Here is a 25,339-nt window from a genome sequence, read left to right as displayed (position 1 = left end):
GTCAGTTGGGAACATCCAGACTGCGTACCTCGCGGCGTGCCTGCCAGGTGGTGTGCTCCCGCGAGATGGCGTCCTCGGCGTCACGGGCCAGCCGCGCCCAGGTCTCCTCGGCGTCCTCGGTGTCCGGTCGCAGCTGGTCCAGCTGCCGTTCCACCAGCACGAGTTCGGAGCCGGCCAGGGAGTAGGCGGCCGCCTGCGGCCGGTACTGCCGCAGCTGGGCCCAGGCGGACACGGACGCCGCCACCGCGGAGACCGTGCCGAGCGCGTCGAAGGTGAACCAGCCGAGCGCCCGCAGCACCGCGAGCACCAGGCCGAGCAGGGGCAGGGCGATGCCGAGCCGGCCGGCCCGGCGTCCGGCGTTGGCGCACTGCCGGGCCTTGTTCTGGTACCACACCCGCTGGGCGTGCACCCGTTCGCGGAGGTACACCTCGCGCCGGACGGTGAGCGGCTGGTCCCGCAGCTGCTGCATCCGCTCGGTGATCTGCGGGTGCCGGCCCGGGCCGCGCCAGGCCTGCAGGTCGGCCCGCACGCGGTCCATCTGCGGGATCACCCGGTCGGTCTCGAACTCGCCGAGGATGCCGTCGAGTTGGATGGCGTACAGCCGTTCGGCGTCGGGGAGCTTCTTCGGCGGCGGCTGGTAGGAGTCGGCCCGCACCGCGTACTTCCACGACAGGGTCTTCACCGACTCGGCCACCGCCCGGCCCTCGTACCAGAGGCCCTGGGGATTCTGTACGGAGACCAGTGCGGCCATCAGCACGGTGCACAGGTACGCGGCCGCCGCGACCCATGCCCACGCGGTGCCGTCGGCGGAGCCGGCGGCGGCGGCCCCCACCAGCAGCAGGAGCTCCCAGCGGGCGAGCGCCACCGCCCTGCTCTGCCCCTGCAGCGAGGACGAGTCCGCGGCCCAGAAGAGCTCGGGCAGCAGGTCGTCCTCGCGTACGTAGCCGATCGCACGTGCCGGCCCCGCGGTCATGTCGGCCCCCCACCGTCGCTCCGACCCCAGCAGGTGAGTTGTGCCCCGCGCGGCGGCGCGGTACGCCTGGGGAACGGCCAGTATGGGTGCGGACCGTCCCCGGCGGACAGGGGGAGTTCGGACAGAACCCGCGCCGACGGGGGCGGCGCACCGGGGGCGCGCGGGGGTCGGCGGGGGAGCAGGCCGGTGGATCAGTAGGCGTAGAAGATCCGGTCGCGGTTGTCCGCCATCACCTTGGCGTTCCACGCGGTGCCGCCGTCGACGTTGCCGGAGCGGAAGAGCGGCGGGGTGACGCCGCGGTCCGCCAGCTTGCCGACCGCCGACGCGACGACCGCCTGCATCAGCGCGCTGGTGACGATCGTGGAGACCGACCCGAAGGTCGTCTCGGCACCCGCGCAGGACAGCTCGCCGTCGCCGACCGCGATCTTGCTGTCGAGCACGACGTCGCAGTTGTCCTTCAGGTACGTCCCCGACGGGTGGTTGGACGTGACCGCGCCCGGATACGCCAGCGAGGTCACGCCGACGACCTTCATGCCGCGGTCCCGCGCGTGCCGGGCCAGTTCGACCGGCATCACCTGGCGGCCGGAGAGGGAGATCAGGAAGAGCAGGTCGCCCTCGCCCGCCGGGGTGAGGTCGAGGGTGGCCGTGGCGAGGCCGGAGACCCGTTCCAGGGCGCTGCCCAGCGGGGCCGGCATCACGTTGACCCCGGTCATGCCCGGCACGTTCAGCAGGTTGACCACGACCAGCCCGCCGGCCCGGTAGACCACGTCCTGGGCCGCCAGCGAGGAGTGGCCGGCGCCGAAGGCGAAGATTCTTCTGCCGTCCGCGACGGCCCCGGCGAGGAGCTCGGCGGCCGCGTCGATGCCCGCACCCTCCTCGCTCCGAATCCGCTCCAGGTGGGCCACGGCCGCGTCGAGGTACTGCCCGACCAGGTCGGTCATCGAAATCTCCGAACGTGTGGGCGGCCAGGTGGTCCAGACCGCGCATGGAGGAAGATACGGCGAGCACGGTCCTGCCTGCGGCGCCTCGCTGTCAACCGGCACGAAATTCCACCGCCGGATACCACGGGCGGCGCCGATTGTCAGCGCAGTGCGTCAGAATTGGCGGTGAGGACACCGAAGAACGGAGACCAGCGGCGATGTCTGGCCTGATCGACACCACGGAGATGTACCTCCGCACCATCCTCGAACTCGAGGAGGAAGGCATCACCCCGATGCGCGCCCGCATCGCGGAGCGCCTGGAACAGAGCGGGCCCACGGTCAGCCAGACCGTCGGCCGGATGGAGCGTGACGGGCTGCTCCGGGTCGCCGGCGACCGGCACCTGGAACTGACCGAGGAAGGCCGCCGACTGGCCGTCCGCGTCATGCGCAAGCACCGGATCGCCGAGTGCCTGCTGGTCGACGTGATCGGCCTGGAGTGGGAGCAGGTGCACGAGGAGGCCTGCCGCTGGGAGCACGTGATGAGCGAGACGGTCGAGCGCAAGGTGCTCGCCATGCTCGGTCACCCCACCCAGTCGCCCTACGGCAACCCCATCCCGGGCCTCGACGAGCTCGGCGACACCAAGGCCGAGGGCGAGGGCTTCGACGCCGCGCTGCTCACCCTGGACAGCGTCGTCGACGGCGGCGGCAGCACCAGCGTCGTCGTCCGCCGGATCGGCGAGCCCATCCAGACCGACGAGGACCTCATGCGCACGCTGCGCACGGCCGGGATCCGGCCGGGTGCGACCGTGCAGGTCGCCTCCGCCGTCGGCGGCGTCCTCGTCGGCGAGGGCACGACCGCGGCCGAGCTCGGCAAGGAGATGGCGGCGCACGTCTTCGTCGTCCGCGCGTAGCGTGCGCGGCGGCGTCCGCGGCCCGGTACCGGCCGGGTCGGCTTCGCCATGTCCTCCCGGGTACAGCGCGGGGCCCGGTGCTCCCCGGCACCGGGCCCCGTGCTCCCTCCCGTCCCCCTCGCTCCCCTCCTGACCTGCTGCGCCGCGACACCGGCCACCCCGAGCCGGGACGGTGTCGCAACCCCCTTCCGCACCCCCCCGCATCCCCCGCGGCCCCCCGCATCCCCCGCGGCCCCCCGCATCCCCCGCTTCCCCGCGTCCGGCTTCCCCGGCCGAACGCCTCTCCCCGACCCCCCGGGTCCCTGTCGCCTCCTTCACCGTGTGCGGTCCGTCCTCCCGCAGTCATCGTCCCCTCGGCAGATCGCCGCAATCCTTGAGCGATGTCACCCGTACGAGCGGCTTGCCGCTCTGACCAGCGGGTACACCGAGGCCTCAGGGCGGACACACGTCCGGCGGGCCCCGCCCCCGGGGGGGGGCGGGGCCCGCCGGACGTTCGCGCGGGTCACGCGCGGGCCCGCCCTCACCCGGTAGGAGCAGGGCGGCGGTCGGCGGACGGGTGAATCCCCGTCAGGTGCGGCTCAGCGGCTCCCCGCCGCGACCGGCCGCAGCGGCTTCCGGTCGGGCTGCGCGGCCTCACGCCCACAGGCGTACGCGAGCGGGTTGACGAGCTCCGCGGCGTCGGGCAGCCAGCGGTTGATCGCGGACGGCGGCCGGGCCCACTGCGCGAAGCCGTACGGACCCACCCGGGAGGGCGGCGCGACGATGAAGTCGCCCTCGCCGCGGGCGACCAGGTCGAGCCGGCCCGCCGTCCAGCCGAGCTTGCGGAGCATCTCCGGCAGCTTGGCGGCGACCCCCGGCAGCACCAGGAAGTGCAGCCGTCGGCCGACCTGCCCGGCGGCGGCCGGCGCGGCCACCACCGGCCCCAGCTGCAGGCCCATCCGCTCCATCCGGGCCAGCGCCAGGCAGCCCGCCACCTCCGGCACGTCCAGCACGTCGAAGGAGCTGCCGGTGGGCAGCAGGATCGAGGCGTCCGGCTGCTCCGTCCACCAGCGGCGCACCACCCCGGGGCCGGCGCTCGCGCGGCTCCGCCAGTCGTCCTCGGCCTGGTGCGCACCGGGCAGGGGACACCGGGCGTCCCCGCACGAGCAGTGTGCGGGGCCGTCGCCGTCGATGAGCCGGGTGCCGGGGACGACCTCCCAGTGACGGTCCTCCGCATAGCTGACGGCTTCGATGAGGAGCGGGGGAAGGCCCTGCTCGCGGGCTCCTGGGGTGTTGTCCACGTGCTGCTCAACTACCGTGCGTGAAGGGGGTTACGGGCGGGTGCCGGGCGATCGGCCGGACGCCGCCGCTGTCACCCGTGCCGGTGAGGCGGGCCCGGCGCGAGCGCGTGCGGCCGGGGGCGGTAACGGGCGCAGCGGGGGCGCACAGGGGCATTCATCAGGGCGCGTGGGGAGTGGATACGTCACGCTGGGTATTCCGCTGGTGTCGCCGGGTTCCGGTCGTGGGGGAGGTCGGGCCCCCGCCTGCCGGCGTACCCATCTGAGCAGCAGAATCGTCGCCCCGCGGTCAGGGCCCGGGGCGTTGGGGAGGCGAAGTCCATGGCCGCGAGACCACTGGTGGCACGGGAGCCCAACGAGCGGCTGCAGCAGCTGATCCAGGAGGCGGGCTGCTCCAACGCGGGCCTCGCCCGCCGGGTCAACCTCTGCGGCGCCGAGCACGGCCTGGACCTGCGGTACGACAAGACCTCCGTGGCGCGGTGGCTGCGCGGGCAGCAACCGCGCGGTCAGGCACCCGCGGTGATCGCCGAGGCGCTCGGCCGCAAGCTCGGCCGCGGGGTCACCGTGGACGAGATCGGCATGGCCGACGGCAAGGGCCTGAGCTCCGCCGTGGGCCTGCACTTCGCACCGAACCTCGGTGCCGCGCTGGAGCAGGTGTGCGAGCTGTGGCGGAGCGACGTCGGCCGCCGCGACTTCCTCGCCGGCGCGACCGTCGCCGCCTCGGCGCTGGTCGAGCCCAGCCGGGACTGGCTGATCACCCCGCCGGACCCGGTGGTCGCCCGGACCGGCGCCACCCGGGTCGGCCCCACGGACGTCGCCGCCGTCCGCGCCACCACCCAGATGCTGGTCGAACTCGACCACCGGTTCGGCAGCGGCCACGTGCGTCCGGTGGTCGTGCACTACCTCAACAGCGTGGTCTCCAACCTGCTCTCGGGCGGCTACCGGGACGAGACGGGCCGTCAGCTCTTCGCGGCGGTCGCCCGGCTGACCGAGCTGGCCGGCTACATGGCGGTGGACACCGGGCAGCCCGGCCTGGCCCAGCGGTACTACATCCAGGCGCTGCGGCTCGCCCAGGCCGCCGACGACCGCGGCTACGGCGGCTACGTCCTGGCGGCGTCGATGAGCCACCTCGCCGCGACCCTCGGCAACCCGCGCGAGATCGCCCAGCTCGCCCGGGCCGCGCAGGAGGGCGCCCGGTCGGTGGCCACCCCCACCGCGATGGCGATGTTCTACGCCGCGGAGGCGCGCGGTCACGCCCTGCTCGGCGACGTGCGGTCCTGCGAGACGGTCGCGGCGCGGGCCCAGGAGGCGATGGCGCACCGCAACCCCGAGGACGACCCCGACTGGATCGTCCACTTCGACGAGGCCTACCTCGCCGACGAGCTCGCGCACTGCCACCGCGACCTCGAACAGGGCGCGAAGGCGGAGGCGTACGCCCGTACCGCGCTGGAGCTGCACCCCGTGAGCCGGGTGCGCCGGCGGGCGGTGGACCTCGTGCTGCTCGCCACCGCACAGCTCCAGCAGCGCGACGTGGAACGGGCCTGCGAGACGGGCACGCAGGCGGTGCGGCTGCTGAGCGGGCTGCGCTCCAACCGGGGCGTGGAGTACCTCGACGACTTCCGCACCAGGCTGGAGCCGTACCGGGAGCACCGGGTCGTCCGGGAGTTCCAGGCCCGGCTGGCGGGGGAGGCGGCCTGAACGGGCGGGTCCGCTTCGTGAGGAGCGGGTGAGGAACGCCCTCCCTGCGTAGTCACCCGTACCGGTGACCGGGTAGCGTGGGCGTGATATGCAGCGTTACCGAGGTCGTCGAGCAGTTGTGGTCCGCCGTCAGCGAGCGCGCGGCACAGGTGAGGAATCGCGTTGAGCCAGCGCCGCTCGTTCTCCCACTCCCATTCCTCCCAGGACTTCAATCTGGACGATCTGTTCAGGCCGGAGCCCGGGGCGGAACAGCAGGGGCAGCCTGCCGTGCCCGCGCAGCAGCAGCCCCTGCCGCCGGCCCAGCCGGTGCCGGGCCAGGGGGGCCCCGAGTACTGGGGGCCGCCGCCCGGTGCCGCGCAGCCCGCCGAGGCCGCCCCGGAGACGCAGTACCTGCCGCCGTACCCGTCCGCCGACCCGTCGGTGGGCGGCGTGCCGCAGCAGACGCAGGGTCAGCCGATCCAGGGTCAGGCCGCCTACGGCGCGGGCCAGTCCTTCGGCGGGCAGCAGTCGTTCGGCGGTCAGCCGTCCTACGGCGGCGAGCAGCAGCAGGCGTACGGCGGGGGCTTCCCCGCGCAGGCCGAGCAGCAGCCCGGCTACGGCGCCCCGCAGACGTTCGGCGGGCAGTCCTTCCCGGGTGCGCCCGCCGCCCCGGCGCCGTCCTACGACGGCACCCAGGGGTCGTCGGGCCGCCGGGCCGCCGCGGGACGGCCGTCCAACCGGCTGGTCATCGGCGGTGTGATCGCGGGCTGCGCGGCGGCGGGCATCCTCGTCGCGGTGCTGATGAGCGGCGGCGACGACCCGGAGTCCGGGCCCGCCGCGCCGGTCGCCCAGGCGTCCTCGGGCTCCCCGGCGCAGGCCGGTGCGGGCGGCATGACGCCGGCCGCGCAGGCGCAGGCCAAGGCGCTGTCGGACCTGCTCGGCACCGCCAGCGCGAGCCGGCAGGCCGTGGTGAACGCCGTGACCTCGGTCACCGGCTGCCAGAAGCTCCCGGAGTCGCAGGCGGCGCTGACGGGCGCGGCCGCGCAGCGGCAGGCGCTCGTCACGAAGCTGGGCACGCTGAAGGTGGACCAGCTCACCGGCGGCGGTGAGCTGGCCGAGCAGCTGAAGAAGGCCTGGCAGGCCTCGGCCGCGGCGGACGCCGAGTACGCGGCGTGGGCGGGCGACGTGACGGCCGGGTGCGACCCGGCCACGGTCAAGAACAACCCGCACAGCAAGGCCGGCAACGAGGCGAGCGGCACCGCCAGCAACGCCAAGCTGAAGGCCTCCTCGCTGTGGAACGCGATCGCCGCTCAGGCGAAGCTGCCGGAGCGCACCGACAAGGAGCTCTGACGCGGGGCGCAGGACGCGCGGCGCACGACGGGCGGAGGGCGGACGGGATGTCCCGTCCGCCCTCCGCCTTTGCCGGCCCGGGTCACGCAGGCGGGCTGCCGCCCGCGAGCACCCAGCGCACGTCCACGAAGCCCTGGTGCTGCTCGACCAGTCGGCCGGCCTGCACCTGCTGGAAGGTCACCGAGGTGTTGACCAGCCGGGGCGAGTCCGCGCTGGCGAGCATGTTGGTCATGCCCCAGCTGAGCGGCGGCGTGGCGCCGTGCGTGTCGATCGGGTCGCCGCCGTCGAGCACGGCGCGCAGCGTCTTGGACGTGAGCGGCTTGGCCTTGTCGACGCGGTCGGCGGCGGCGCGGAAGACCTCGTACGCGACCCAGGTGGTCTGCACACCGGGGTCGGCGACGTCGATCGCGGTCTCGCCGGCGCCGTGCGTCCGGACGGTGTCGCGCAGCGCGTCCCAGACCGGCGAGGCCTCGGCGGGGAACCAGCCGGTGGCGTACGCGTGGCCGAGCGGGCCGTTGTCGCCGCCGGTGGCGTCGACCACCGACTGCTGGAAGCTGCCGATCACCGACGCCAGCGAGGTGTTCTTCGCCCCGAGCCGGCGGAGGGGATCGAGCAGGTTGGCGGTCGGCTCCGGACCGAGGGCGAGCGTGACGCAGTGGCCCTTGCGGTCGTCGCCGATCGCGCGCTGCGCGATCGCGGTGTAGTCGTTCGACTGCTCGGGCGCCTTGATGTCGGTGAGCCGGATGCCGGCGGGCTGCAGGGCGCCGTCGAGGTAGCCGACCAGGGTGTCGCCGGCACGGGTGTCCGGGCGCACCAGGGAGACGCTCTTGCAGCCGGCCTCGACCAGCTGGCGGCCGCTGCCGGCGATCAGCGCGGGCGTGCCGCCGGCCACCGGGTAGGAGAGCGGGCTGCTGAACTCGGGCGTGGAGAGGCCGTAACCGCCCAGGTAGGGGATGCCGGCCTGCTCCAGCATGGCGACGAAGCTACCGCCGTACTGGCTGTAGGAGCCGACCACGGCGACCGCGTGCGCGTCGATGGCCTGGCGGGCGCAGGCGGTGACGCCCTCGGCGGTGTTGTGCTCGTTGCAGGTGAGCACCCGCAGCTTTCGGCCGTGCAGGCCGCCCGTGCCGTTGATCTCGCGGCCGACGGCCTCGGCGAGCGCCGTCATGCCCGGGCGGTCGGCGGAGCCGGTGCCGGACGGTGCCCAGGTCATCACGGTGAGGTCGCTGGAGGCGGAGGCGGCGTCGGCCGGCCCGCCGCAGGCGGAGGTGGCGAGCAGCGCCGGGGTGACGAAGGCTGCCGCGGCGAGGGCGGCCGCTCTGCGCCGGCGGCCGCGGCGGAGGCCTGTGGTGCGACGAACGGCAGGCTGATGGACGTCGGGCGATCCGTTCCGCCTCATGATGGCTGTCCCTCCCCGGGGTGCACGCGGCCGTTGTGATCGGCCGAATCCAGCCTTGACCTGGTCGGGCAAGGCCGGAGGGACGAAAAGCGAACGCCAGGACAACGCGGATGGAACACCAGGAGGTGACGCGTGTAGAGCCTGCCGGTGGGGGAACGTACGATCGAAGGACCATGCCCCACACCGCAGATTCTTCGTATCGGTCCGCCAACAACTCTTCTCGTGGCGGGCGTCGCTCCAGCACGATGGGCGGCATGCCGCTGAACGATCTCCCCTGGTGGCGCTGGCGGGCCCGGATCCGCTCGGCGCTGCACATGCTCTCCGACCCCTCCTTCCAGCACCACGCCTGGCTGACCGGCCAGGACGGCTACGGCGACGTCACCGACGCCGTCTACCGCCTGGTCGAGGACACCTGGCTGGACCGCTGGTCGGCCGAGAAGTACGTCGGCACGATCGTGCGCGACGCCACCGAGGCGGCCGCCGTCGACGCGGCCGTGCTGCGCGTCCTGCAGGTGCTGCACCAGGTCGGTGCGGACGCCCGGGCCGCCGCGTACCTCGGACACCCGCTCTGGCCGGAGGCCGTCCGGGCGGCGCGCGAGGCCCACGTCCTGCTGGCCGGCAACGACGGCGAGGACCCGGACGCGCCGCCGCGCACCCTGGAGGTGCTCCGCATCATGACCCGGGCCGCCTGACCGCGCCCCGGCCGCGCCCCGGCCGCGCCCCGGCCGCGCCCACGCGTGGCGCCCGCCCCTCCCGGGCCGCCCGCCCGTCCGACTGGCGGGCGGGCGGCACGGAAGGGCGGCTGTGCGGGCGGCGTCGGCCGGTCCCCAGTGCGGTCCCCAGTGCGGTCCGCAGTGCGGTCGGCGGCGCGTCGGCGTGCGGCGATGTGCCACGCTTGGCCGTCGTGTCGTGAACGAGTGAAGGAAGCCGCAGTGGAAGACCAGCCGGCCCGCGCCCAGTACGTCCTTACCCTGTCCTGCCCGGACAAGCAGGGCATCGTGCACGCGGTCTCCAGCTACCTCTTCATGACCGGCTGCAACATCGTCGACAGCCAGCAGTTCGGCGACGCCGACAGCGGACTGTTCTTCATGCGGGTGCACTTCTCGGCCCCGGAGCCCGTCACCGCGGAGAAGCTGCGGGCCAGCTTCGCCGCCGTCGGGGCCTCCTTCCACATGGACTGGCACCTGCACCCCTCCGCGGAGCGGATGCGGATCGTGCTGATGGTGTCGAAGTTCGGCCACTGCCTGAACGACCTGCTCTTCCGCAGCCGGATCGGCGCCCTGCCGGTGGAGATCGCCGCGGTCGTCTCCAACCACACCGACTTCCGCGCGCTCACCGAGTCGTACGACATCCCGTTCCACCACATCCCGGTCACCCGGGACACCAAGGCCGACGCCGAGCGGCAACTCCTCGACCTCGTCGCCGAGGAGCGCGTCGACCTCGTGGTGCTCGCCCGCTACATGCAGGTGCTCTCGGACGACCTGTGCAAGGCGCTGTCCGGCCGCGTGATCAACATCCACCACTCGTTCCTGCCGAGCTTCAAGGGCGCGAAGCCGTACCACCAGGCCCACGCCCGGGGCGTGAAGCTGATCGGCGCCACCGCGCACTACGTGACCGCCGACCTCGACGAGGGCCCGATCATCGAGCAGGAGGTGGCCCGGGTCACCCACGACGTCACGCCGGACCAGCTCGTCGCGCTCGGACGGGACGTCGAGTGCCAGGCGCTCGCCCGCGCCGTGAAGTGGCACAGTGAGCGGCGGGTGCTCCTCAACGGCAGCCGCACGGTCGTGTTCACCTGATCCGCTGAGCGATCAGGCCCGGGCCCCGGTCCGTCGGCCCGTGCGCCCGGCCACGCTCACGGCCGCGCTCCCGGCCGGGCTCACAGCCACGCTCACAGCCGGGTTCACGGCCGGGAGAGCAGCGGCAGCGCGTGCAGCACCCGGCGGATGGCCTCGCGGTCGCCGCCCTCGCCGACCGGCACCCGGTCGGGGTCGCGGTGGGCGGCCGCGAGGTAGCAGAACTCCAGGCTGTCGAGCGCCATCTCGGCGACCGGTTCGCCGGACCCCTCCGGCCCCTCCGTGCCGTCCAGCGGGATGAGCCACTGGCCGCCGGCCGGGCCGTCGATCACCAGCCGCAGGGTGCGGCCGGGGCCGCCGGGCGCGGGGCCGGGGGCCCGCCGCTGCGCGGCCATCAGGGCGGGCAGGCTCCGTGCGCCGAGGTCGACCAGCCGGCGCAGGTGCTGCGGGGCGGGCGGCGGGTACGGGTAGTCGACGGCGCGGGCGATGTCGCCGCCGTGGATCCAGCACTCGAAGGCGCGGTCGAGGAAGGCGTCCTGGAGCGGCAGCACGGCGAAGCCGTAGTCGACGGGTGCGCTGCCGTCGCTGCTGCCGCGGGTGGCGCCCTCGAGGAGGGCGTGGCTCTGTCCGCGCCAGCGGGCCCGCACCGTGTCCGGGTCGTCGCCGCCGGCCGCGGTGATGAGGGCCAGGGTGCGGTCCAGCACGCCGGCCGGCCGGTGCGCGGCTCCGCCGCGGGTCGGGGTGAGCGGGTCGGTCAGGCCGACCGCCGTCGAGAGGTAGCTGTCGACGGCCGTCAGGTGGCACAGCACCTCGGCCGGGCGCCAGCGCTGCACGCCGCCGTGCCAGGGGAGTTCGGCGACCTCCTGCCACTCGTCCGGGCCGAGGTCGCGGATCAGGGCGTCGAGCCGGGCGCTCTCGGCCGCGTACGGTCCGGCCCAGGGCGGTACGGGCAGCGCGGCGGGGCGCCGGGCCAGGCACCAGTCGACGACCTGCAGGCGCAGGGCGGCGGGCAGGTCGAGCGGGTCCCCGGTGGTGTGTTCGGCGGCGGCGCCGCTGAGTCGGGCCGCGTCCTCGGCGCACTCCGGGCACTCCGCGAGGTGCCGTAGGAGCCCGGCCGTCTCCTCGTGCGGCCACGCGCCCGCGGCCCATGTCACCAGCCGGGGGCACAGGGCTTCGTGGCGCTGTGCGGGCGTCACGGGGCGGACCGTCCGGCGGGGACGGGGGTGCGGGACCCGGGTGCGGCGTCGTCGGCCGCCGGGCCGTGGCCGGCGAGGCGGTGCAGGTGCTCCACGGCGCGGCGGTGGGTGAGCGTGCCGAGCCAGGACCGCAGGCTGCCCTCGTCGGGCCGCCAGGAGGCCGGGTCCGTCCACAGCTGGGCGAAGACCTCGCGGGTGAGCTGTTCGGCGGCGTCCTGGTCGTTGAGCACCCGGGTGGCGAGGCCGTGGACGAGGGGCGCGAACCGGTCGTACAACTCGCCGAGGGCGGCCTCCTCGCCGCGGGCGAGGCGGAGCTGGAGCCGGGCGTCGGCGTCGGGCGTGCTCATGGCCCTCGGGTTCTCCTCACACGCCGTGGTGCGGGGGCGGGCGGCCGCCGGTACGCAGGCCGACGGTCCCTCCACCACGGTATCCAAGGGGGCGGACCGGCCGGGGGGATTGGCGGAATGAGGCGGCGGGAAGTTCCGTGCCGTCAGGGCGTGCCGGGCCCGTGGGTCCTCCCCGGGCCGGGGCTCCGGCCCGGAATCCGCTCGGACGGGTTCGCTCGTGGCGGTCGCCCCGACAGGCCCTCGTGGCGGTAACGTCGTTGTGCTCGTGCACCGCCCCCGACCGCCCGGACGATCATCGGTGCGACGCTCGTCAGGGTGAGCGGGACAGTATGCACCGAGCTGTCCCCCGATCGCTGGAATATGCCCGAAGCGCTTGCTCCGACCCTTCGCCCTCCTCATCCTGGGGCGTATTCGTGTCGAAGCCGTGGGTAATCCGACCAGGCAGACCGGCCGTGAACGGCCGGCCGACCGGCGTGATGAAGGCCCCTGCCGCCCGGGCCGGGCGGCAGGGCGAGGGTGGCCGATTACCGAGTGCGGGTGGTGGAGCGGTGCAGGTACTTCAGGTGCAGCTGGCGGTCCAGGCGGACCCGGCCGAGGTCGGCAGGGCGCGCCGGTGGGTACGGAGCAGGCTCCGGGGTCACGGCCTCGACCCGGAGGCGCCGCTGGCGGAGACGCTCGTGCTGGTCGTCTCCGAACTGGTGACCAACGCGGTGGTGCACACGGGCTGCCCGGCCGTGCTCCGGCTGACCATGCCGGTGGCCGACGGCACGTCGGTTGACGCGGCCTCAACGCCGCTGCGGGTGGAGGTCGCCGATGCCAGCTGTTCGGCGCCGGCCCCCCGCCACGCCGACGGCGAGGCGACCAGCGGACGCGGGCTGGAGCTCGTCGAGCTGCTGTGCGAGCGCTGGGGCTGGTACCCGGAGGGGTCCGGCAAGCGGGTCTGGTGCGAGATCGACCCGGCCGCGCCCGCCCCGGAGCTCGTCTCGGAGCCGGTGCTCGACGTGTACGCCTGGCAGCTCTGACGCCTGGCAGCCCTGACGCCTCGCGGCTCCGACGCCTGGCAGCCCTGACGCCGGGCGCTCGCAGGGACCTCCGCGGTGCCGGTGCGATCCGCGGGCCGTGCTGTGCCATGCAGTGCCGTGCAGCGCCGCGCCTGGGAGTGGCGGTGGTGCGGGGGCGTACGGGTGGTGCGGGGGCGGCCTGCCGTGCCTCCGCTCACCACGATGCGCCGTGTCCCGGGCCGAATTTCCGACAAGCCATTGACGTGACGTATCCGACTGATCACCCTTGGGTGCAGCTCTTCGTTGCGAGGGGACGCCGAGGGATGCCCGGGTGGTGCCAGCACTTCAGGGGGACCGGCTGCCGACCACCCGCAGGCCTCCTCGGCGAGTGCGGAGAGCCGGTGCGCGGGTTCAGGCCTCGCGCGTCAGCCCGGACGGTGTCCCGGCGCGCGATGCTCGGGGCGCGCGCGGCGGGGCCCCGTCCGGCGTCCGCCGGCGGCTGCGCGGCTCCGTGGTGCGGAAGGTGCGCCGGTAGTCGGTCGGTGCCACGTCGAGGCGGTCCCGCAGCTGGAGGCGCAGCGACGCCGCGGTGCCGAACCCGGCCCGCCGGGCGACCTCCTCGATCGACAGGTCGGTCTGCTCCAGCAACTGCCGGGCCAGCTCGGTGCGCTGCACCGTCAGCCAGGCGCCGGGGCTGCTGCCCGTCTCCTCGCGGAAGCGCCGGGTGAAGGTGCGCACGCTCATGCCCGCCCGCGCGGCGAGCGCGCTCAGCGGGAGCGGCCCGGCGAGGTGCTCCAGTGCCCAGGCGCGGACGGCCGCGGTGCCGGAGCCCGCCCCCGGTGCCTCGGGGCCCGGCGTGCCGACGTACTGCTTCTGGCCGCCCTCCCGCCACGGCGGCACGAGGCAGGTGCGGGCGACGGCGTTGGCCACCGCGCTGCCGTGGTCGCGGCGCACCAGGTGCAGGCAGAGGTCGACGCCGGCCGCGACGCCGCCCGAGGTGAGGACGTCGCCGTCGTCGGTGAAGAGCACGTCCGGGTCGAGCGACACCTGCGGGAACATCCGGGCGAAGCGCTCGGTGTACGCCCAGTGGGTGGTCGCCGGGCGGCCGTCGAGCAGGCCCGCCGCGGCCAGTACGAACGCGCCGGTGCAGATCGACACCAGCCGGGTGCCGGGCCGCACCCGGGCGAGGGCGGCGGTGATCCGCGGGTCGAGGACGCCCGCCACGACGTCGTCGGCGCCGTCGCGCTGGGCCGGGATCACCACGGTGTCGGCCTCGGCGAGGAGTTCGGGACCGTGGTCGACGACGATCCGGAAGTCCGTGCTGGTGGTGACCGGACCGCCGTCCACGGTGCAGGTGGCGACCCGGTAGAGCGGGGTGCCGCCGGGGCCCTTCGCGGATTCGAAGATCCGTGCAGGGATCGCGAGTTCGAAGGCGATCACCCGGTCGAGCGCGAGCACCGCGACCCGGTGGGGTGCTGGTCCTGTCGTCATCGTCCGCTCCGTTCCCGCAGGTTGCCGCCACATTGTGACCCGAAAACCACTGGCCCCGGCAAGTGGTCTGGACCAAAACTGCTGCCGTGCCCGAACTGATCTCACCGCCCGCCCAGGCCGCCGCGACCCCGGTCGACGCCGGCTCCGCCATCTGGACCCGCAACTTCCGGCTGTACTTCACCGCCCGCAGCTCCGGTCTGCTCAGCGACGCCATGCTCCCCGTCGCCGTCGCCGCCGGTCTGATCGGCGCCGGGCACCCGCTCGGCAGCGTGGGCTACGCCATGGCCTTCCTGCTCGCCCCGTTCGCGGGTCTGGTGCTGGTCGGCGGCGTCCTCGCGGACCGCTTCACCGCCCGCCGCCTGATGATCACCGCCGACCTGGTCAACCTCGCGACCCGGGTGGCGATGGCGTTCCTCTTCTTCACCGGCGTCGACCGGCTCTGGCAGCTGTACGCCCTGCTCGCCCTCGCCGGTACGGCCGCCGCGATGTTCCAGCCCGGCGCGGCCTCCACCGTCCCGCTGACCGCGCGCGACGTCCAGGGCGCGAACGGCGTCCTCCGCACCTCGGAGGCGCTCACCGCCCTGCTCGGCCCCGCCCTCGCCGGCCTGCTCGCCGGGGCCGCCGCCACCGGCTGGGTGATGGTGATCGCCGCCGTCGCGTACGGGCTGAGCGCCTGCTGCCTGCTCGCCCTGCGCCTCGGCCCGGCCCCCGCCCGCCCGGCGGGCGACCGGCTGTGGCGCAACCTCGTCGAGGGCTGGCACGAGTTCCGCTCCCGCAGCTGGATGTGGGGCGTCATCGTGATCTTCATGTTCTTCAGCGCGCTCTGCTTCGGACCGCTGCTGCCGCTCGCCGCCGGCGTGCTCGTGCCGGAGCACGGCTCCACCGCGTACGGCCTGCTCAACTGCGCGTTCGGGGCGGGCACCGTGCTCGGCGGCCTCCTCGCGATCCGCCTGCGCCCGGTGCGGCCGCTGCGCGCCGGGGCGCTGGCGATGCTGGCGTTCCCGCTGTACCCGCTGGGCATCGTGCTCGGCCTGTCCGTGCCCGTGCTGGCCGGCTGCTTCCTCGTCACCGGCGCGGGCGTCACGTTCTGGAGCGTCATGTGGGCCACCAGCGTGCAGACCCAGGTCGCGCCCGACGTCCTCAACCGCATCCACGCCTACGAGGTCGCCGGCTCGGTCTGCATGGCGCCCGTCGGCGCGGCGCTCGCCGGGCCCGCGGCGGAGGCGTTCGGCCCGCGGGCCGTCCTGGCGACCGGCGGCGGGGTCGCGGTGCTGGTGGTCGCGGCCCTGTTCGCGGCGGCTCCGATCCGGCGGCTGCGCCGGGTCGACGCCCGGTGAGCCGCAGCCCGGCCCCCATGGCCCGATCCTGACGAAAGCTGGCGGTCCGGCCACTCGTCGGGCCGCCGGCGCTCCGGGACACTCGACCGGTGACCGATCTGACCAGCCGCACGACCGCGCCGCCCGCCGGCACCAGGGCGCCCCGACTCCACTACGCCTGGGTGGTGGCCGGCGTCGCCCTGCTCGTCCTCCTCGGCTCCGCCGGTTTCCGCTCCGCCCCCGGCCTGATGATGGACGCCCTGAACGGCGAGTTCGGCTGGTCGCACGCCACGATCGGCAGCGCCGTCTCGGTCAACCTCACGCTGTACGGCCTCACCGCGCCGTTCGCCGCCGCTCTGATGGACCGCTTCGGCATCCGGCTGATCGTCGTCTGCGCCCTGCTCGCCATATCCGTCGGCGCCGGGCTCACCGTGCTGATGACCGAGAGCTGGCAGCTGATCCTCTGCTGGGGCGTGCTCGTCGGCCTCGGCAGCGGCTCGATGGCGGGCGCCTTCGCCACCACCGTCACCGGCCGTTGGTTCCACGCCCGGCAGGGCCTCGTCACCGGGGTGCTCACCGCGGCCGGCGCGGCCGGCAACCTCGTCTTCATGCCGGTGCTCGCCGCCCTCGTCGAGCACCAGGGCTGGCGCACCGCCGTCGTCGTGGTCTCGCTGTCGGCGACCGCCGTGGCCGTGCCCGTGCTGCTGCTCATGCGCGAGCGCCCGGCCGACGTCGGCCTGCTCCCGTACGGTGCGACCGAGGCGCCGCCCGAGCCGGTCACCGACGGCAGCGCGCTGGCCCGCTCCATGCGGGTGCTGCGGGTGGCGATGCGCAGCCGGGCGTTCTGGCTGCTCGCGGGGTCGTTCGCGATCTGCGGCGCCACCACCGCGGGGCTGGTCGGCACGCACTTCATCCCGGCCGCGCACGACCACGGCATGCCGGTCACCACCGGGGCGAGCCTGCTGGCGCTGGTCGGGGTGTTCGACGTGGTGGGCACCGTCGCCAGCGGCTGGTTCACCGACCGCTTCGACTCCCGGCGGCTGCTCGTCGTCTACTACGCGCTGCGCGGCGTCTCGCTGCTCTTCCTGCCGCAGCTCTTCGGCCACTCGCTGCAGCCGCCGATCCTCGCGTTCGTCGTCTTCTACGGGCTCGACTGGGTGGCCACCGTGCCGCCGACCGTCGCGCTCTGCCGCCGGCACTTCGGCGCGGACGCCCCGATCGTCTTCGGCTGGGTGCTCGCGGCGCACCAGATCGGTGCGGCCGTGGTGGCGGGCCTGGCGGGTCTGGCCCGTGACCGCTTCGGCGACTACGACCTCGCCTGGTACGCGGCCGGCGGGCTGTGCGCCGTCGCCGTCGTGCTGTGCCTCGCGCTGAGCGGCCGGCGGGCCGCCCCGGCCGTGGCGGTGGCCGTTCCGTGACAGCCCCGATCACGGTGTCGTAAGGGTCAGGTAGCCTTGTCGGTCATGACACTGGCCTTCACCCTGGACCCGGACCTCACCCCCGGGCTCCGCGCCGAGATCGTCGACCTGTGGACGGACGTCACCAACGCGGGCGGGGCCGTCGGCTTCGTCGCCCCCGTCACCGCGGACCGCGTCCGCGCCACCGCCGACGAGGAGTTCGCGGGCCTCGCCCCGCACGGCCCGGACCACCTCCTCGTCGGCCGCGACCCGCGGGACGGCCGGCTCGCCGCCGTCCTCTTCCTCACCTCCCAGCGCTTCGACCTCATGGACCACTGGCGCCTCCTGAAGCGCGTCATGGTCCACCCCGCCTTCCAGGGCCGCGGATACGGCGCCGAACTCCTCGCCGAGGCCGCCCGCACCGCCCGCACCTGGGGCCTCGCCGGCCTCAAGCTCACCCTGCGCGGCGGCCTCGGCCTGGAGGCGTTCTACGGCCGGTGCGGCTACACCGAGACGGGCCGGGTGCCGGGCGCGATCCGGGTCGCCCCGGGCGACGACCGCGACGACGTCACCATGTGGCTCGACCTCCGCTGAGCCCCGTGCGGACGCCGCCGCACGGCATGCTTCACTGGGAGACCGGCGCCGCCCGCACCCGGCGGCCCGGCCGGCACCCCCATGACCGCCGTACCGTCGCAACCGCCGTACCTGAGCAGTGAAGGACGTCACCCGTGAGCAGCCGTACGTCGCACGCCACGCTCCGCTACACCTCCCTGCGGGCCAGCATCTTCCTCGGCTGCCTGCTCCTGGCCCTGCTGCTCGGGCACTTCGGGGTCATCCCCGTCGGCGGCGCCTCCGGCGTGATCTTCCTCGTGCTCGTCGCGGGCCTGGTCTCGGCCCCGATCAGCTACGTCGTGCTCAGCAAGCAGCGTGACGCGATGTCCGAGCAGATCGCCGGCAAGGTCGGGGGCCTGCGCGACCGCACCGCCCAGCGGATCGCCGCCCAGAACGCCGAGGAGGACGCCGCGGACGACGCCGCCCGCGCCGCCGTCGCCCGGCAGGACTGACCTTGGCCGACCCCGCGCCGCCGCGCCGCCCCACCGGACGCGACGTGGCCCGGCTGGCCGGCGTCTCGCAGGCCACCGTCTCCCTGGTCTTCTCCGGGCCCGAGGCCGGCCACCGGGTCTCCGGGGCCACCCGCGAGCGCGTCCGCGAGGCCGCCCGCACCCTCGGCTACCGTCCGCAGGCCGCCGGCCGCCAGCTCCGTCTCGGCCGCAGCGGCATGGTGATGCTCGCCGTGCCCAACCTGCTCGGCCCGTTCTTCGGCCGGGTGCACTCCGGCGTCCACGAGGAGGCCGGACGGCGCGGCCTCGCCGTCGTCGTCAGCTCGGGCTGGGACAGTGCCACCCTCGCCGACGCAGCCGTCGCCGGACGCTTCGACGGCCTGCTGATCTGCTCGCCGGACGACAGCCAGCTCGGCGACCTGCCCACCGCCACCCCCGCCGTCCTCCTCGACGCCGACCCGGCCCGCAACCCGGGCCGCCCCACCGTCGAACTCGACGTCGCCGGCGGCATGGCCGACGCCGTCCGTCACCTCGCGGCCCTCGGCCACCGGCGCATCGGCCACCTGCGCGCCACGCTCTCCGCCCACACCTTCCGCACCCGGCAGGCCGGATTCGAGGCCGCCGCCGCCGGACTCGACGTCGTCGAGGTCGGCGTCCGCCTCAACGAGGGCGTACCGGCGGCCCGCGAGGCGGCCCGCAGCCTCCTCGCCCGCCCCGACCGCCCGGCCGCCGTCATCTGCGACGACGACGTGGTGGCCTCCGGCCTCTACCAGGCCGCGGCCGACCTCGGCCTGCGCATCCCGGCGGACGTCTCCGTCATCGGCATCGACAACATCCCGGTCGCCGGCCTGCTCGCGCCGCCCCTCACCACCGTCGACCTGCCCGGCGAGGAACTCGGCCGCACCGGCGTCACCGCCCTCGCGGCCCTCCTCGCCGGCGAACCCGCCGCGCCCGTGCCGCCGCTGCCGACCCGCCTGGTGCTGCGCGCCTCCACCCGGCCCGCCGACTGAACCGCGCCGCACCGCGCCGCGCCGCGGGCCCGGTCCCGGCGGTCAGGCCGCCGCGGCGAGCCCCCCGACCGCAGGCCGTACGGCCGTGCGGAACCATCCGCGGCAGGCGAAGAGCAGCAGCCCGCCGACGCCGATGCCCGCCGCCGCACAGACCGCGACCGCGAACAGCGACCCCTCCACCAGGAGCCCGGACACCGCGTACCCGGCCGCGTTGCCCGTCGCGAACAGCGTGACCAGCCAGGCGAACGCCTCCGTCACCGTGCCCGTCGGCGCGAGCTCCGCGATCAGCACGAACGCCGCCGCCAGCAGCGGAGCCAGCCCGATGCCCGACAGCAGCGACAGCCCCGCCATCGCGTACGGGCCCGGCAGCCACAGCAGCGGCAGGTAGGAGGCGGCCATCAGCAGGGCGATCACCCAGGTGCGGGTCGCCGTGCCGCTGCGCCAGCGCACCGCGCCGTAGCCGAGCGCGCCGACGAGCCCGCCGAGCGCCGCCAGCGCGAGCATCAGGCCGGCGCCGCCGGGCAGGGCGCCCGGATGCCGTTCGGCGTACGCGATGAAGAGCACGCTCTGCGCGCCGACCGTCCAGCCGGCCCCGGCCAGACCGACCAGCAGCAGGACCAGGCCGCGGGAGCGGAGCGGGCCGAGCAGCCCGGACGACGTGCCCCGCGCGGGCGCCCGCCAGGCCCGCGCCGGGGCCGCCGTCGCGACCACGAGCGAGCCGAGCAGGCCGAGCCCGGCCGCCGTCCACAGGGCGGTGGTCGGGCCGGGACCGGCCGCGATGCCCGCCACCGCCAGCGGCCCGGCGACGTAGAGGATCTGCTGCGAGGCGGAGTCGAAGGCGTAGGCGGTGTCGAGCTGTTCGTCGCGGACCACGGACGGCCAGAGCGCCCGCAGGCACGGCTCCAGCGGGGGCATCGCGAGGCCGGCCAGGGCGGCACCGACCGGCGCGGCCAGGGCCGAGCCGGGGGCGAGGGCCAGGAGGGCGTAGCCGAGGCCGGCGACGGCGGCGGTGACGAGCAGCACCCGCGGCTGGCCGGTGCGGTCGACGAGGCGCCCGAGCACGGGCCCGCCCACGGCCGCGGCGATCGCGTACGCGGCGGTGGCGACGCCGATCCGGCTGTACGGCGCGCCGGCCTCGCGCAGCGCGAGCGCGATCACCAGGCCGGTCATGCCGGCGGGCAGCCTGCCGAGCAGGGTGCCGAGGAGCAGCCGGGTGACGTGCGGGGCGCGGAGCAGCGCGAGATAGCCCATGGTGGGAGTTATACGTATAACCATCCGGTCCGTCAAACGGCTCCCGCTCCGGGGGCGGCTGGTTCGTGCCCGCAATTCAAACAACAACTTTGAACATCTCAAATGTTTACTGCTAATCTCCAGCCCATGACCACGCCAGGCGCCGCGCACCAGCACGGGACGAGCACCCCGCTCGCCCCCTGCCGCCCGCGCCTGCCGCGGGCCGCCGCCCGCCCGCTCCCGGGCCGCCGCGCCTGCCGCGTCTGCTGCTGTCCCCGGGCGGCACGCCAGTCCTGAGCCCGGCCCCGCAGCGCGCCCCACGGCGCGCCCGGCCCGCGCGTGCCGCCCCGCCTGCCGTCCCGGCCCGCCGCTCGCCCCACCACCCGCCTGCCACACCCGGAGCACCACCATGCCCACCGCGCCCACCGCGCCCACCGCGCCCACCGCGCCCAGTGCCGAGCCCACCCCCGGCCTCCTCGCCACGATCCGCCGCATCCCGTTCTGGGCCCAGATCGTCGGCGGCCTGGCCCTCGGACTGATCCTCGGCGGCATCGCCCGCGCCTACGACGTCGCCTGGCTCGCCACCACCCTGGAGACCGTCGGCAAGACCTTCGTCCAGCTCCTCAAGCTGGCCGTGCCGCCCCTCGTCTTCACCGCGATCCTCGTCAGCGTCGCCAACCTGCGGAACGTCACCAACGCCGCCCGCCTGGCCGCCCGCACCCTGCTCTGGTTCCTCATCACCTCGCTGATCGCCGTCGCCGTCGGCCTCGTCCTCGGCCTGCTCACCGACCCCGGCAAGGGCGCGGGCCTCTCCACCCAGGGCCTGGAGGCCCCCGAGAAGGCCGGCAGCTGGGTCGACTTCCTCACCGGCATCATCCCGACCAACATCGCCACCGCGTTCGTCGAGGTCAACGTCCTCCAGATCGTCTTCCTCGGCATCGTCGCCGGCGCCGCCGTCCTGAAGACCGGCGAGAAGGCCGCCCCCGTCCGCCGCCTCGCCGAGTCCGTCCTCGACCTCACGCAGACGGCCCTCTGGTGGGTCATCCGGCTCGCCCCGCTCGGCACCCTCGGCCTGATCGGCAAGTCCGTCGCCGTCTACGGCTGGGACCTCCTCAAGCCGTTCGCCACCCTCACCGCCGACGTCTACCTCGGCTGCGCGATCGTGCTGTTCGGCGTCTACTCGCTGCTCCTGCGCTTCGCCGCCGGCCTCAACCCGCTCCACTTCTTCCGCGGCGCCTGGCCCGCGATCCAGCTGGCCTTCGTCTCCCGCTCCTCCGTCGGCACCCTCCCGGTCACCCGCCGCGTCACCGGGCGCCTCGGCGTCCCCCGCGAGTACGCCGACTTCGCCGTCCCGTTCGGGGCGACCACCAAGATGGACGGCTGCGCCGCGATCTACCCCGCGCTCGCCGCGATCTTCGTCGCCCAGGTGTACGGCGTCGACCTCGGCATCGGCGACTACCTGCTGATCGCCTTCGTCTCCGTGATCGGCTCGGCGGCCACCGCCGGCCTCACCGGAGCGATCGTCATGCTGACCCTCACCCTCTCCACCGTCGGCCTGCCGCTGGAGGGCGTGGGCCTGCTGCTCGCGATCGACCCGATCCTCGACATGGTGCGCACCGCCACCAACGTCGCCGGGCAGGTCGTCGTGCCGGTCATCGTCGCGGCCCGCGAGAAGACGCTCGACCTCGCCGCGTACAACGCGCCGACCGGCGACCTGCTCGCCGAGCCGGCCGGCGCCGACACCCCGGCCGCCGAGCCGGTGGGTGCCGCGGCCTGACGCGCGGTCCGTTCCGCAGCCCCTTCCCCGGCCTCCGGGGGAGGGGCTGCGGCGCGTCCGGGCGGATCCCGGGCCGGCCGTGTCCGTCGCTCCGGCGGGCTCGTTGACCAGCCGTGCCCCCGGCGCGGCGGGCACCCCTGGGGCGCACAATCGTCCGGGAGGAGAGGAGGCACGGCCATGAGCACCGCCCCCGGCCCCGGTGACTACAGCACGGTGTCCGACCCCGAACGCGCCCTCAAGTACGCGATCCGGCACATCGCCGGTGACCGTGCCGAGATCGTCGAGGGAGTCATCACCCCCATGTCGCCGTCGTGGGCGCACGAGAACGCGGCCGACCTGATCCGTGAGCGCATCGGCCCGCGGATGCGGGAGCTCGGGCTGCGGGCCGGCTCGGGCAATCTCGACCTGCCCGGCACGGAGAACTTCTACATCCCGGATCTCGCGGTCGTCCCGGCCGGACTCGCCGCCCGTACCGAGGGCGCCCTGCTGCCCGAGCAGACGCTCCTGGTCGTGGAGGTGACCTCCCCGACGAACGCGGACACCGACCGGACCGTCAAGCGCCGGCGGTACGCGCAGTTCGGGGCGCCGCTCTACCTGCTGGTGGACCGGCAGAACGCCGTCTGCACCCTCTTCTCGGAGCCGGGGCGGCTGGGCTACACCGGGGTGGACGGGCCCCGTCCGTTCGGTGCCCGGCTGCATCTGCCCGATCCGTTCGACATCGACCTCGACACCGGCGGACTCTGAACCCCGGCGGGGGCCGTGGCCGTGGACCCTGGCGGCCCGTGCGACGGCCGACCGTGCGCAGCCCCTTCCCCGGCCTCCGGGGGAGGGGCTGCGGCGCGTCCGGGGCCGGTGGGGCGGGTGAACGGACGGACGCAAGAATCGACTTGATGGCCGGATGTACTGAGCAAAGTCGCGAAAATATCTTGCACAAGCCTTGTGGGGCGGGCTCCGTGCGCCCTACTGTCACGTGACTCCCCGGCGTCCGCTCCGCCGTGAGGCGTCCTCAGTGCCACCTTGAGAGAAACGAGCATCCGATGTCACGGAGCATCACAGGAGCTGCAGCGAGACGGTCGGGTCTGCCTCTGCGCGGCGCGGCGACGGCGCTCGCCGCGGTGACCGCTGCCGCCGGTCTCACCGGCACGGCCTTCGCCGACACCGCCCCGGCCGGCGCCGCCGTGGTGACGCGTGCCAGCCTCGCCCCCTCGCTCGTCGCGGGCCGCGGCGCCGAACTCGGCATCTCCGAGCAGGAAGCGGAGAACGCCGCGACGAACGGCACCGTCCTCGCTCCCGACCGCACCGCCTACACGCTGCCCGCGGAGGCCTCCGGCCGGTCCGCGGTCAAGCTGGCCCCCGGCCAGTACGTCGAGTTCACCCTGCCGGCCGCGGCCAACGCGATCACCGTGCGGTACAGCCTCCCGGACGCGCCGAACGGCGGCGGCATCACCGCGCCGCTCGACGTCACGGTGAACGGCAGGAACCGCAGCACCATGACGCTGACCTCGCAGTACTCCTGGCTGTACAACCAGTACCCGTTCACCAACGACCCGAACGCCGACCTGCTGCACTCCGACTGGTGGATCACCGAGTGCGGCTGCGTGCCGAGCGCGACCACCCCCACCCCGCAGATCACCAAGCCGTTCCGGCAGAACCACTTCTACGACGAGCAGCGCCTGCTGCTCGGCCGGACGTACAAGGCCGGTGACAAGGTCCGCCTGTCGGTGCCGGCCGGCTCCGCCGCCGCGTGGACGGCCGTCGACCTGCTCGACTCGCAGCTCGTCGGCGCGCCGCACGTCAACCTGGCCGCCGCGAACGTGCTGGCGTTCGGCGCCGACCCGTTCGGCAAGCGGGACTCCGCGGACGCCTTCGACAAGGCCGTCGCCTTCGCGAAGCGCGCCCACCTCAAGGTGTACATCCCGCCGGGCACCTACCAGGTGAACCGCCACATCGTCGTCGACGACGTGACGATCGAGGGCGCGGGCAGCTGGTACACCGTCGTCAAGGGCCACCAGGTCACCCTCGCCACCCCGGCGGCGGACGGCTCGGTGCACACCGGCGTCGGCTTCTACGGCAGGAGCGCCGCCGAGGGCGGCAGCCGCAACGTCCACCTGTCCGGTTTCGCGATCGAGGGCGACGTCCGCGAGCGCATCGACACCGACCAGGTGAACGGCATCGGCGGCTCGCTCAGCGACTCGTCCGTCGACGGCCTCTACATCCACCACACCAAGGTGGGCATGTGGTTCGACGGCCCGATGAAGAACTTCACCGCGACGAACAACGTCATCACCGACCAGATCGCGGACGGCCTGAACTTCCACACCGGCGTGACCGACTCGGTCGTCCGGAACAACCTTGTCCGCAACTCGGGCGACGACGGCCTCGCGATGTGGGCCGAGAAGACCCAGGACGCCCGCAACACCTTCGACCACAACACCGTGCAGTCGCCGGTGCTGGCGAACGGCATCGCGATCTACGGCGGCACCGACAACACGGTGTCGAACAACCTGATCGCCGACCCGGTCCGCGAGGGCAGCGCGATCCACGTCGGGTCCCGCTTCGGCGCCGAGCCGTTCACCGGCCACCTGTGGATCACGGACAACACCACGGTCCGGGCCGGCACGCACGAGCTCAACTGGAACATCGGTCTCGGCGCGATCTGGTTCTACGCGCTGGAGAAGAACATCGACGCCGACATCCGGGTGACGGGCGACAACTTCCTCGACAGCACCTACAACGCGATGATGCTGGTCGCCGACTGGCCGGTGAAGGACCTCTACTCCGTCACCGGCCTGCACTTCAAGGACATCAAGGTCGACGGCACCGGCACCTCGGTGCTGAGCGCCCGCGTCGCGGGCTCCGCGACCTTCGAGAACGTGGACGCCCGCAACGTCGGCGCCGTCGGCGTCAACAACTGCGGCACCTTCCACTTCACCCCGGCCGGCTCGGAGTTCTCCCTGACCGACCTCGGCGGCAACGACGGCGGCGGCACCACCGGCCCCTGGCTGGCCTCGTGGGAGCTGCCCAACACCATCACCTGCGACGACCGCCCGCCGGTCGTCGCGCCGCCGGCCCCGTCGGCGTGGTGACGTCCGCGCGGTGACGTCCCTCGCGGTGACGTCCCTGCCATGACGCCCGGGGGGCGCCGCCCGTGCGAGGGCGGTCGCCCGCCGGTCTCCGCACCGTGCCTCGCGCCGGGTGGGTCGAGGTGCG

The 25,339-nt window shown here is 74.5% G+C and carries 22 protein-coding genes; 14 read left to right on the top strand and 8 right to left on the bottom strand.

Annotation, left to right across the window (positions count from 1 at the left end):
• Nucleotide 1 precedes the first annotated feature (1 nt).
• Both OG335_RS17090 and OG335_RS17085 read right to left on the bottom strand, forming a co-directional pair.
• Complete coding sequence (locus OG335_RS17090; RefSeq protein ID WP_405011989.1) at nucleotides 2–973, bottom strand: DUF4231 domain-containing protein; 972 nt, start codon at nucleotides 971–973, stop codon at nucleotides 2–4.
• Between the two features lie 191 nt (nucleotides 974–1,164).
• A complete protein-coding gene (locus OG335_RS17085) occupies nucleotides 1,165–1,914 on the bottom strand; it encodes a sugar isomerase domain-containing protein (protein WP_405011988.1) in 750 nt (249 codons plus the stop codon).
• 197 nt (nucleotides 1,915–2,111) lie between these two features.
• On the opposite strand from OG335_RS17085, the gene OG335_RS17080 reads away from it, so the two are divergent.
• Complete coding sequence (locus OG335_RS17080; RefSeq protein WP_405011987.1) at nucleotides 2,112–2,804, top strand: metal-dependent transcriptional regulator; 693 nt, start codon at nucleotides 2,112–2,114, stop codon at nucleotides 2,802–2,804.
• Nucleotides 2,805–3,382: 578 nt separating this feature from the next.
• Here OG335_RS17080 and OG335_RS17075 read toward each other — a convergent pair.
• Nucleotides 3,383–4,084 carry a bifunctional DNA primase/polymerase gene (locus tag OG335_RS17075; RefSeq protein WP_405011986.1) on the bottom strand — a complete coding sequence of 234 codons (702 nt, stop codon included), beginning with the start codon at nucleotides 4,082–4,084 and terminating at the stop codon, nucleotides 3,383–3,385.
• 318 nt (nucleotides 4,085–4,402) lie between these two features.
• Here OG335_RS17075 and OG335_RS17070 point away from each other — a divergent pair, with 318 nt between their 5' ends.
• Nucleotides 4,403–5,779 carry a transcriptional regulator gene (locus OG335_RS17070; protein WP_405011985.1) on the top strand — a complete coding sequence of 459 codons (1,377 nt, stop codon included), beginning with the start codon at nucleotides 4,403–4,405 and terminating at the stop codon, nucleotides 5,777–5,779.
• A gap of 162 nt (nucleotides 5,780–5,941) precedes the next feature.
• Nucleotides 5,942–7,108 (top strand): hypothetical protein, encoded by a 1,167-nt coding sequence (locus OG335_RS17065; protein ID WP_405011984.1) that lies wholly within the window; start codon nucleotides 5,942–5,944, stop codon nucleotides 7,106–7,108.
• An 82-nt stretch (nucleotides 7,109–7,190) separates the two neighbouring features.
• Here the strand turns inward: OG335_RS17065 and OG335_RS17060 are convergent, their stop codons facing one another.
• The gene (locus OG335_RS17060; RefSeq protein WP_405011983.1) at nucleotides 7,191–8,507 is read right to left on the bottom strand and encodes an ABC transporter substrate-binding protein; all 1,317 of its coding nucleotides are present in this window, start codon (nucleotides 8,505–8,507) and stop codon (nucleotides 7,191–7,193) included.
• A gap of 173 nt (nucleotides 8,508–8,680) precedes the next feature.
• Here OG335_RS17060 and OG335_RS17055 point away from each other — a divergent pair, with 173 nt between their 5' ends.
• Both OG335_RS17055 and purU read left to right on the top strand, forming a co-directional pair.
• A complete protein-coding gene (locus tag OG335_RS17055) occupies nucleotides 8,681–9,199 on the top strand; it encodes a hypothetical protein (RefSeq protein WP_405011982.1) in 519 nt (172 codons plus the stop codon).
• 240 nt (nucleotides 9,200–9,439) lie between these two features.
• Nucleotides 9,440–10,306: a formyltetrahydrofolate deformylase gene (purU, locus tag OG335_RS17050; protein ID WP_405011981.1), complete on the top strand. Its 867-nt coding sequence runs from the start codon at nucleotides 9,440–9,442 to the stop codon at nucleotides 10,304–10,306.
• A gap of 104 nt (nucleotides 10,307–10,410) precedes the next feature.
• Here the strand turns inward: purU and OG335_RS17045 are convergent, their stop codons facing one another.
• Nucleotides 10,411–11,499: an MDMPI N domain containing protein gene (locus OG335_RS17045; RefSeq protein ID WP_405011980.1), complete on the bottom strand. Its 1,089-nt coding sequence runs from the start codon at nucleotides 11,497–11,499 to the stop codon at nucleotides 10,411–10,413.
• The gene (locus OG335_RS17040; RefSeq protein ID WP_405011979.1) at nucleotides 11,496–11,846 is read right to left on the bottom strand and encodes a sigma factor; all 351 of its coding nucleotides are present in this window, start codon (nucleotides 11,844–11,846) and stop codon (nucleotides 11,496–11,498) included. Before OG335_RS17040 ends, OG335_RS17045 begins: the two co-directional genes overlap by 4 nt.
• A 548-nt stretch (nucleotides 11,847–12,394) precedes the next feature.
• Here OG335_RS17040 and OG335_RS17035 point away from each other — a divergent pair.
• Nucleotides 12,395–12,868 carry an ATP-binding protein gene (locus OG335_RS17035; protein WP_405011978.1) on the top strand — a complete coding sequence of 158 codons (474 nt, stop codon included), beginning with the start codon at nucleotides 12,395–12,397 and terminating at the stop codon, nucleotides 12,866–12,868.
• A 390-nt stretch (nucleotides 12,869–13,258) separates the two neighbouring features.
• Here the strand turns inward: OG335_RS17035 and OG335_RS17030 are convergent, their stop codons facing one another.
• Nucleotides 13,259–14,338, bottom strand: coding sequence for a GlxA family transcriptional regulator (locus OG335_RS17030; RefSeq protein ID WP_405011977.1), 1,080 nt, complete (start codon nucleotides 14,336–14,338; stop codon nucleotides 13,259–13,261).
• An 86-nt stretch (nucleotides 14,339–14,424) separates the two neighbouring features.
• On the opposite strand from OG335_RS17030, the gene OG335_RS17025 reads away from it, so the two are divergent.
• The 5 genes from OG335_RS17025 to OG335_RS17005 all read left to right on the top strand — a co-directional run bounded on the left by OG335_RS17025 (nucleotide 14,425) and on the right by OG335_RS17005 (nucleotide 19,122).
• Nucleotides 14,425–15,675, top strand: a complete 1,251-nt coding sequence (locus OG335_RS17025) for an MFS transporter (RefSeq protein WP_405011976.1) — start codon at nucleotides 14,425–14,427, stop codon at nucleotides 15,673–15,675.
• Nucleotides 15,676–15,764: 89 nt separating this feature from the next.
• Nucleotides 15,765–17,072: an MFS transporter gene (locus OG335_RS17020; protein WP_405011975.1), complete on the top strand. Its 1,308-nt coding sequence runs from the start codon at nucleotides 15,765–15,767 to the stop codon at nucleotides 17,070–17,072.
• A gap of 45 nt (nucleotides 17,073–17,117) precedes the next feature.
• Nucleotides 17,118–17,645 (top strand): GNAT family N-acetyltransferase, encoded by a 528-nt coding sequence (locus OG335_RS17015; RefSeq protein ID WP_405011974.1) that lies wholly within the window; start codon nucleotides 17,118–17,120, stop codon nucleotides 17,643–17,645.
• Between the two features lie 134 nt (nucleotides 17,646–17,779).
• The gene (locus tag OG335_RS17010; RefSeq protein WP_405011973.1) at nucleotides 17,780–18,115 is read left to right on the top strand and encodes a DUF4229 domain-containing protein; all 336 of its coding nucleotides are present in this window, start codon (nucleotides 17,780–17,782) and stop codon (nucleotides 18,113–18,115) included.
• 2 nt (nucleotides 18,116–18,117) lie between these two features.
• Complete coding sequence (locus OG335_RS17005) at nucleotides 18,118–19,122, top strand: LacI family DNA-binding transcriptional regulator (RefSeq protein WP_405011972.1); 1,005 nt, start codon at nucleotides 18,118–18,120, stop codon at nucleotides 19,120–19,122.
• A gap of 42 nt (nucleotides 19,123–19,164) precedes the next feature.
• Here OG335_RS17005 and OG335_RS17000 read toward each other — a convergent pair whose 3' ends face one another.
• Nucleotides 19,165–20,373 carry an MFS transporter gene (locus OG335_RS17000; protein ID WP_405011971.1) on the bottom strand — a complete coding sequence of 403 codons (1,209 nt, stop codon included), beginning with the start codon at nucleotides 20,371–20,373 and terminating at the stop codon, nucleotides 19,165–19,167.
• A 388-nt stretch (nucleotides 20,374–20,761) separates the two neighbouring features.
• Between OG335_RS17000 and OG335_RS16995 the strand changes: the two genes are divergently transcribed.
• The 3 genes from OG335_RS16995 (at nucleotide 20,762) to OG335_RS16985 (ending at nucleotide 25,215) form a co-directional block, all read left to right on the top strand.
• Complete coding sequence (locus OG335_RS16995) at nucleotides 20,762–22,129, top strand: dicarboxylate/amino acid:cation symporter (protein WP_405011970.1); 1,368 nt, start codon at nucleotides 20,762–20,764, stop codon at nucleotides 22,127–22,129.
• A gap of 177 nt (nucleotides 22,130–22,306) precedes the next feature.
• Complete coding sequence (locus tag OG335_RS16990; protein ID WP_405011969.1) at nucleotides 22,307–22,873, top strand: Uma2 family endonuclease; 567 nt, start codon at nucleotides 22,307–22,309, stop codon at nucleotides 22,871–22,873.
• A gap of 293 nt (nucleotides 22,874–23,166) precedes the next feature.
• On the top strand, nucleotides 23,167–25,215 hold the full coding sequence (locus OG335_RS16985; RefSeq protein WP_405011968.1) for a glycosyl hydrolase family 28-related protein: 2,049 nt from the start codon (nucleotides 23,167–23,169) through the stop codon (nucleotides 25,213–25,215).
• The last annotated feature ends 124 nt before the right edge of the window (nucleotides 25,216–25,339 follow it).

The organism is Kitasatospora sp. NBC_01539, assembly GCF_045040525.1.
Classification (GTDB): Bacteria; Actinomycetota; Actinomycetes; order Streptomycetales; family Streptomycetaceae; genus Kitasatospora.
Note: the sequence above shows the minus strand (reverse complement) of the source record. Positions and strands in the feature narration are given on the sequence as shown.

What these genes read in the sequence shown, in the direction of transcription:
- OG335_RS17055 (WP_405011982.1), top strand. Translation starts at nt 8,681, where the DNA reads ATGCCCCACACCGCAGATTCTTCGTATCGGTCCGCCAACAACTCTTCT.
- OG335_RS16990 (WP_405011969.1), top strand. Translation starts at nt 22,307, where the DNA reads ATGAGCACCGCCCCCGGCCCCGGTGACTACAGCACGGTGTCCGACCCC.
- OG335_RS17090 (WP_405011989.1), bottom strand. Translation starts at nt 973, where the DNA reads ATGACCGCGGGGCCGGCACGTGCGATCGGCTACGTACGCGAGGACGAC.
- OG335_RS16985 (WP_405011968.1), top strand. Translation starts at nt 23,167, where the DNA reads ATGTCACGGAGCATCACAGGAGCTGCAGCGAGACGGTCGGGTCTGCCT.
- OG335_RS17015 (WP_405011974.1), top strand. Translation starts at nt 17,118, where the DNA reads ATGACACTGGCCTTCACCCTGGACCCGGACCTCACCCCCGGGCTCCGC.
- OG335_RS17070 (WP_405011985.1), top strand. Translation starts at nt 4,403, where the DNA reads ATGGCCGCGAGACCACTGGTGGCACGGGAGCCCAACGAGCGGCTGCAG.
- OG335_RS17040 (WP_405011979.1), bottom strand. Translation starts at nt 11,846, where the DNA reads ATGAGCACGCCCGACGCCGACGCCCGGCTCCAGCTCCGCCTCGCCCGC.
- OG335_RS17060 (WP_405011983.1), bottom strand. Translation starts at nt 8,507, where the DNA reads ATGAGGCGGAACGGATCGCCCGACGTCCATCAGCCTGCCGTTCGTCGC.
- OG335_RS16995 (WP_405011970.1), top strand. Translation starts at nt 20,762, where the DNA reads ATGCCCACCGCGCCCACCGCGCCCACCGCGCCCACCGCGCCCAGTGCC.
- OG335_RS17080 (WP_405011987.1), top strand. Translation starts at nt 2,112, where the DNA reads ATGTCTGGCCTGATCGACACCACGGAGATGTACCTCCGCACCATCCTC.
- OG335_RS17085 (WP_405011988.1), bottom strand. Translation starts at nt 1,914, where the DNA reads ATGACCGACCTGGTCGGGCAGTACCTCGACGCGGCCGTGGCCCACCTG.
- OG335_RS17030 (WP_405011977.1), bottom strand. Translation starts at nt 14,338, where the DNA reads ATGACGACAGGACCAGCACCCCACCGGGTCGCGGTGCTCGCGCTCGAC.
- OG335_RS17000 (WP_405011971.1), bottom strand. Translation starts at nt 20,373, where the DNA reads ATGGGCTATCTCGCGCTGCTCCGCGCCCCGCACGTCACCCGGCTGCTC.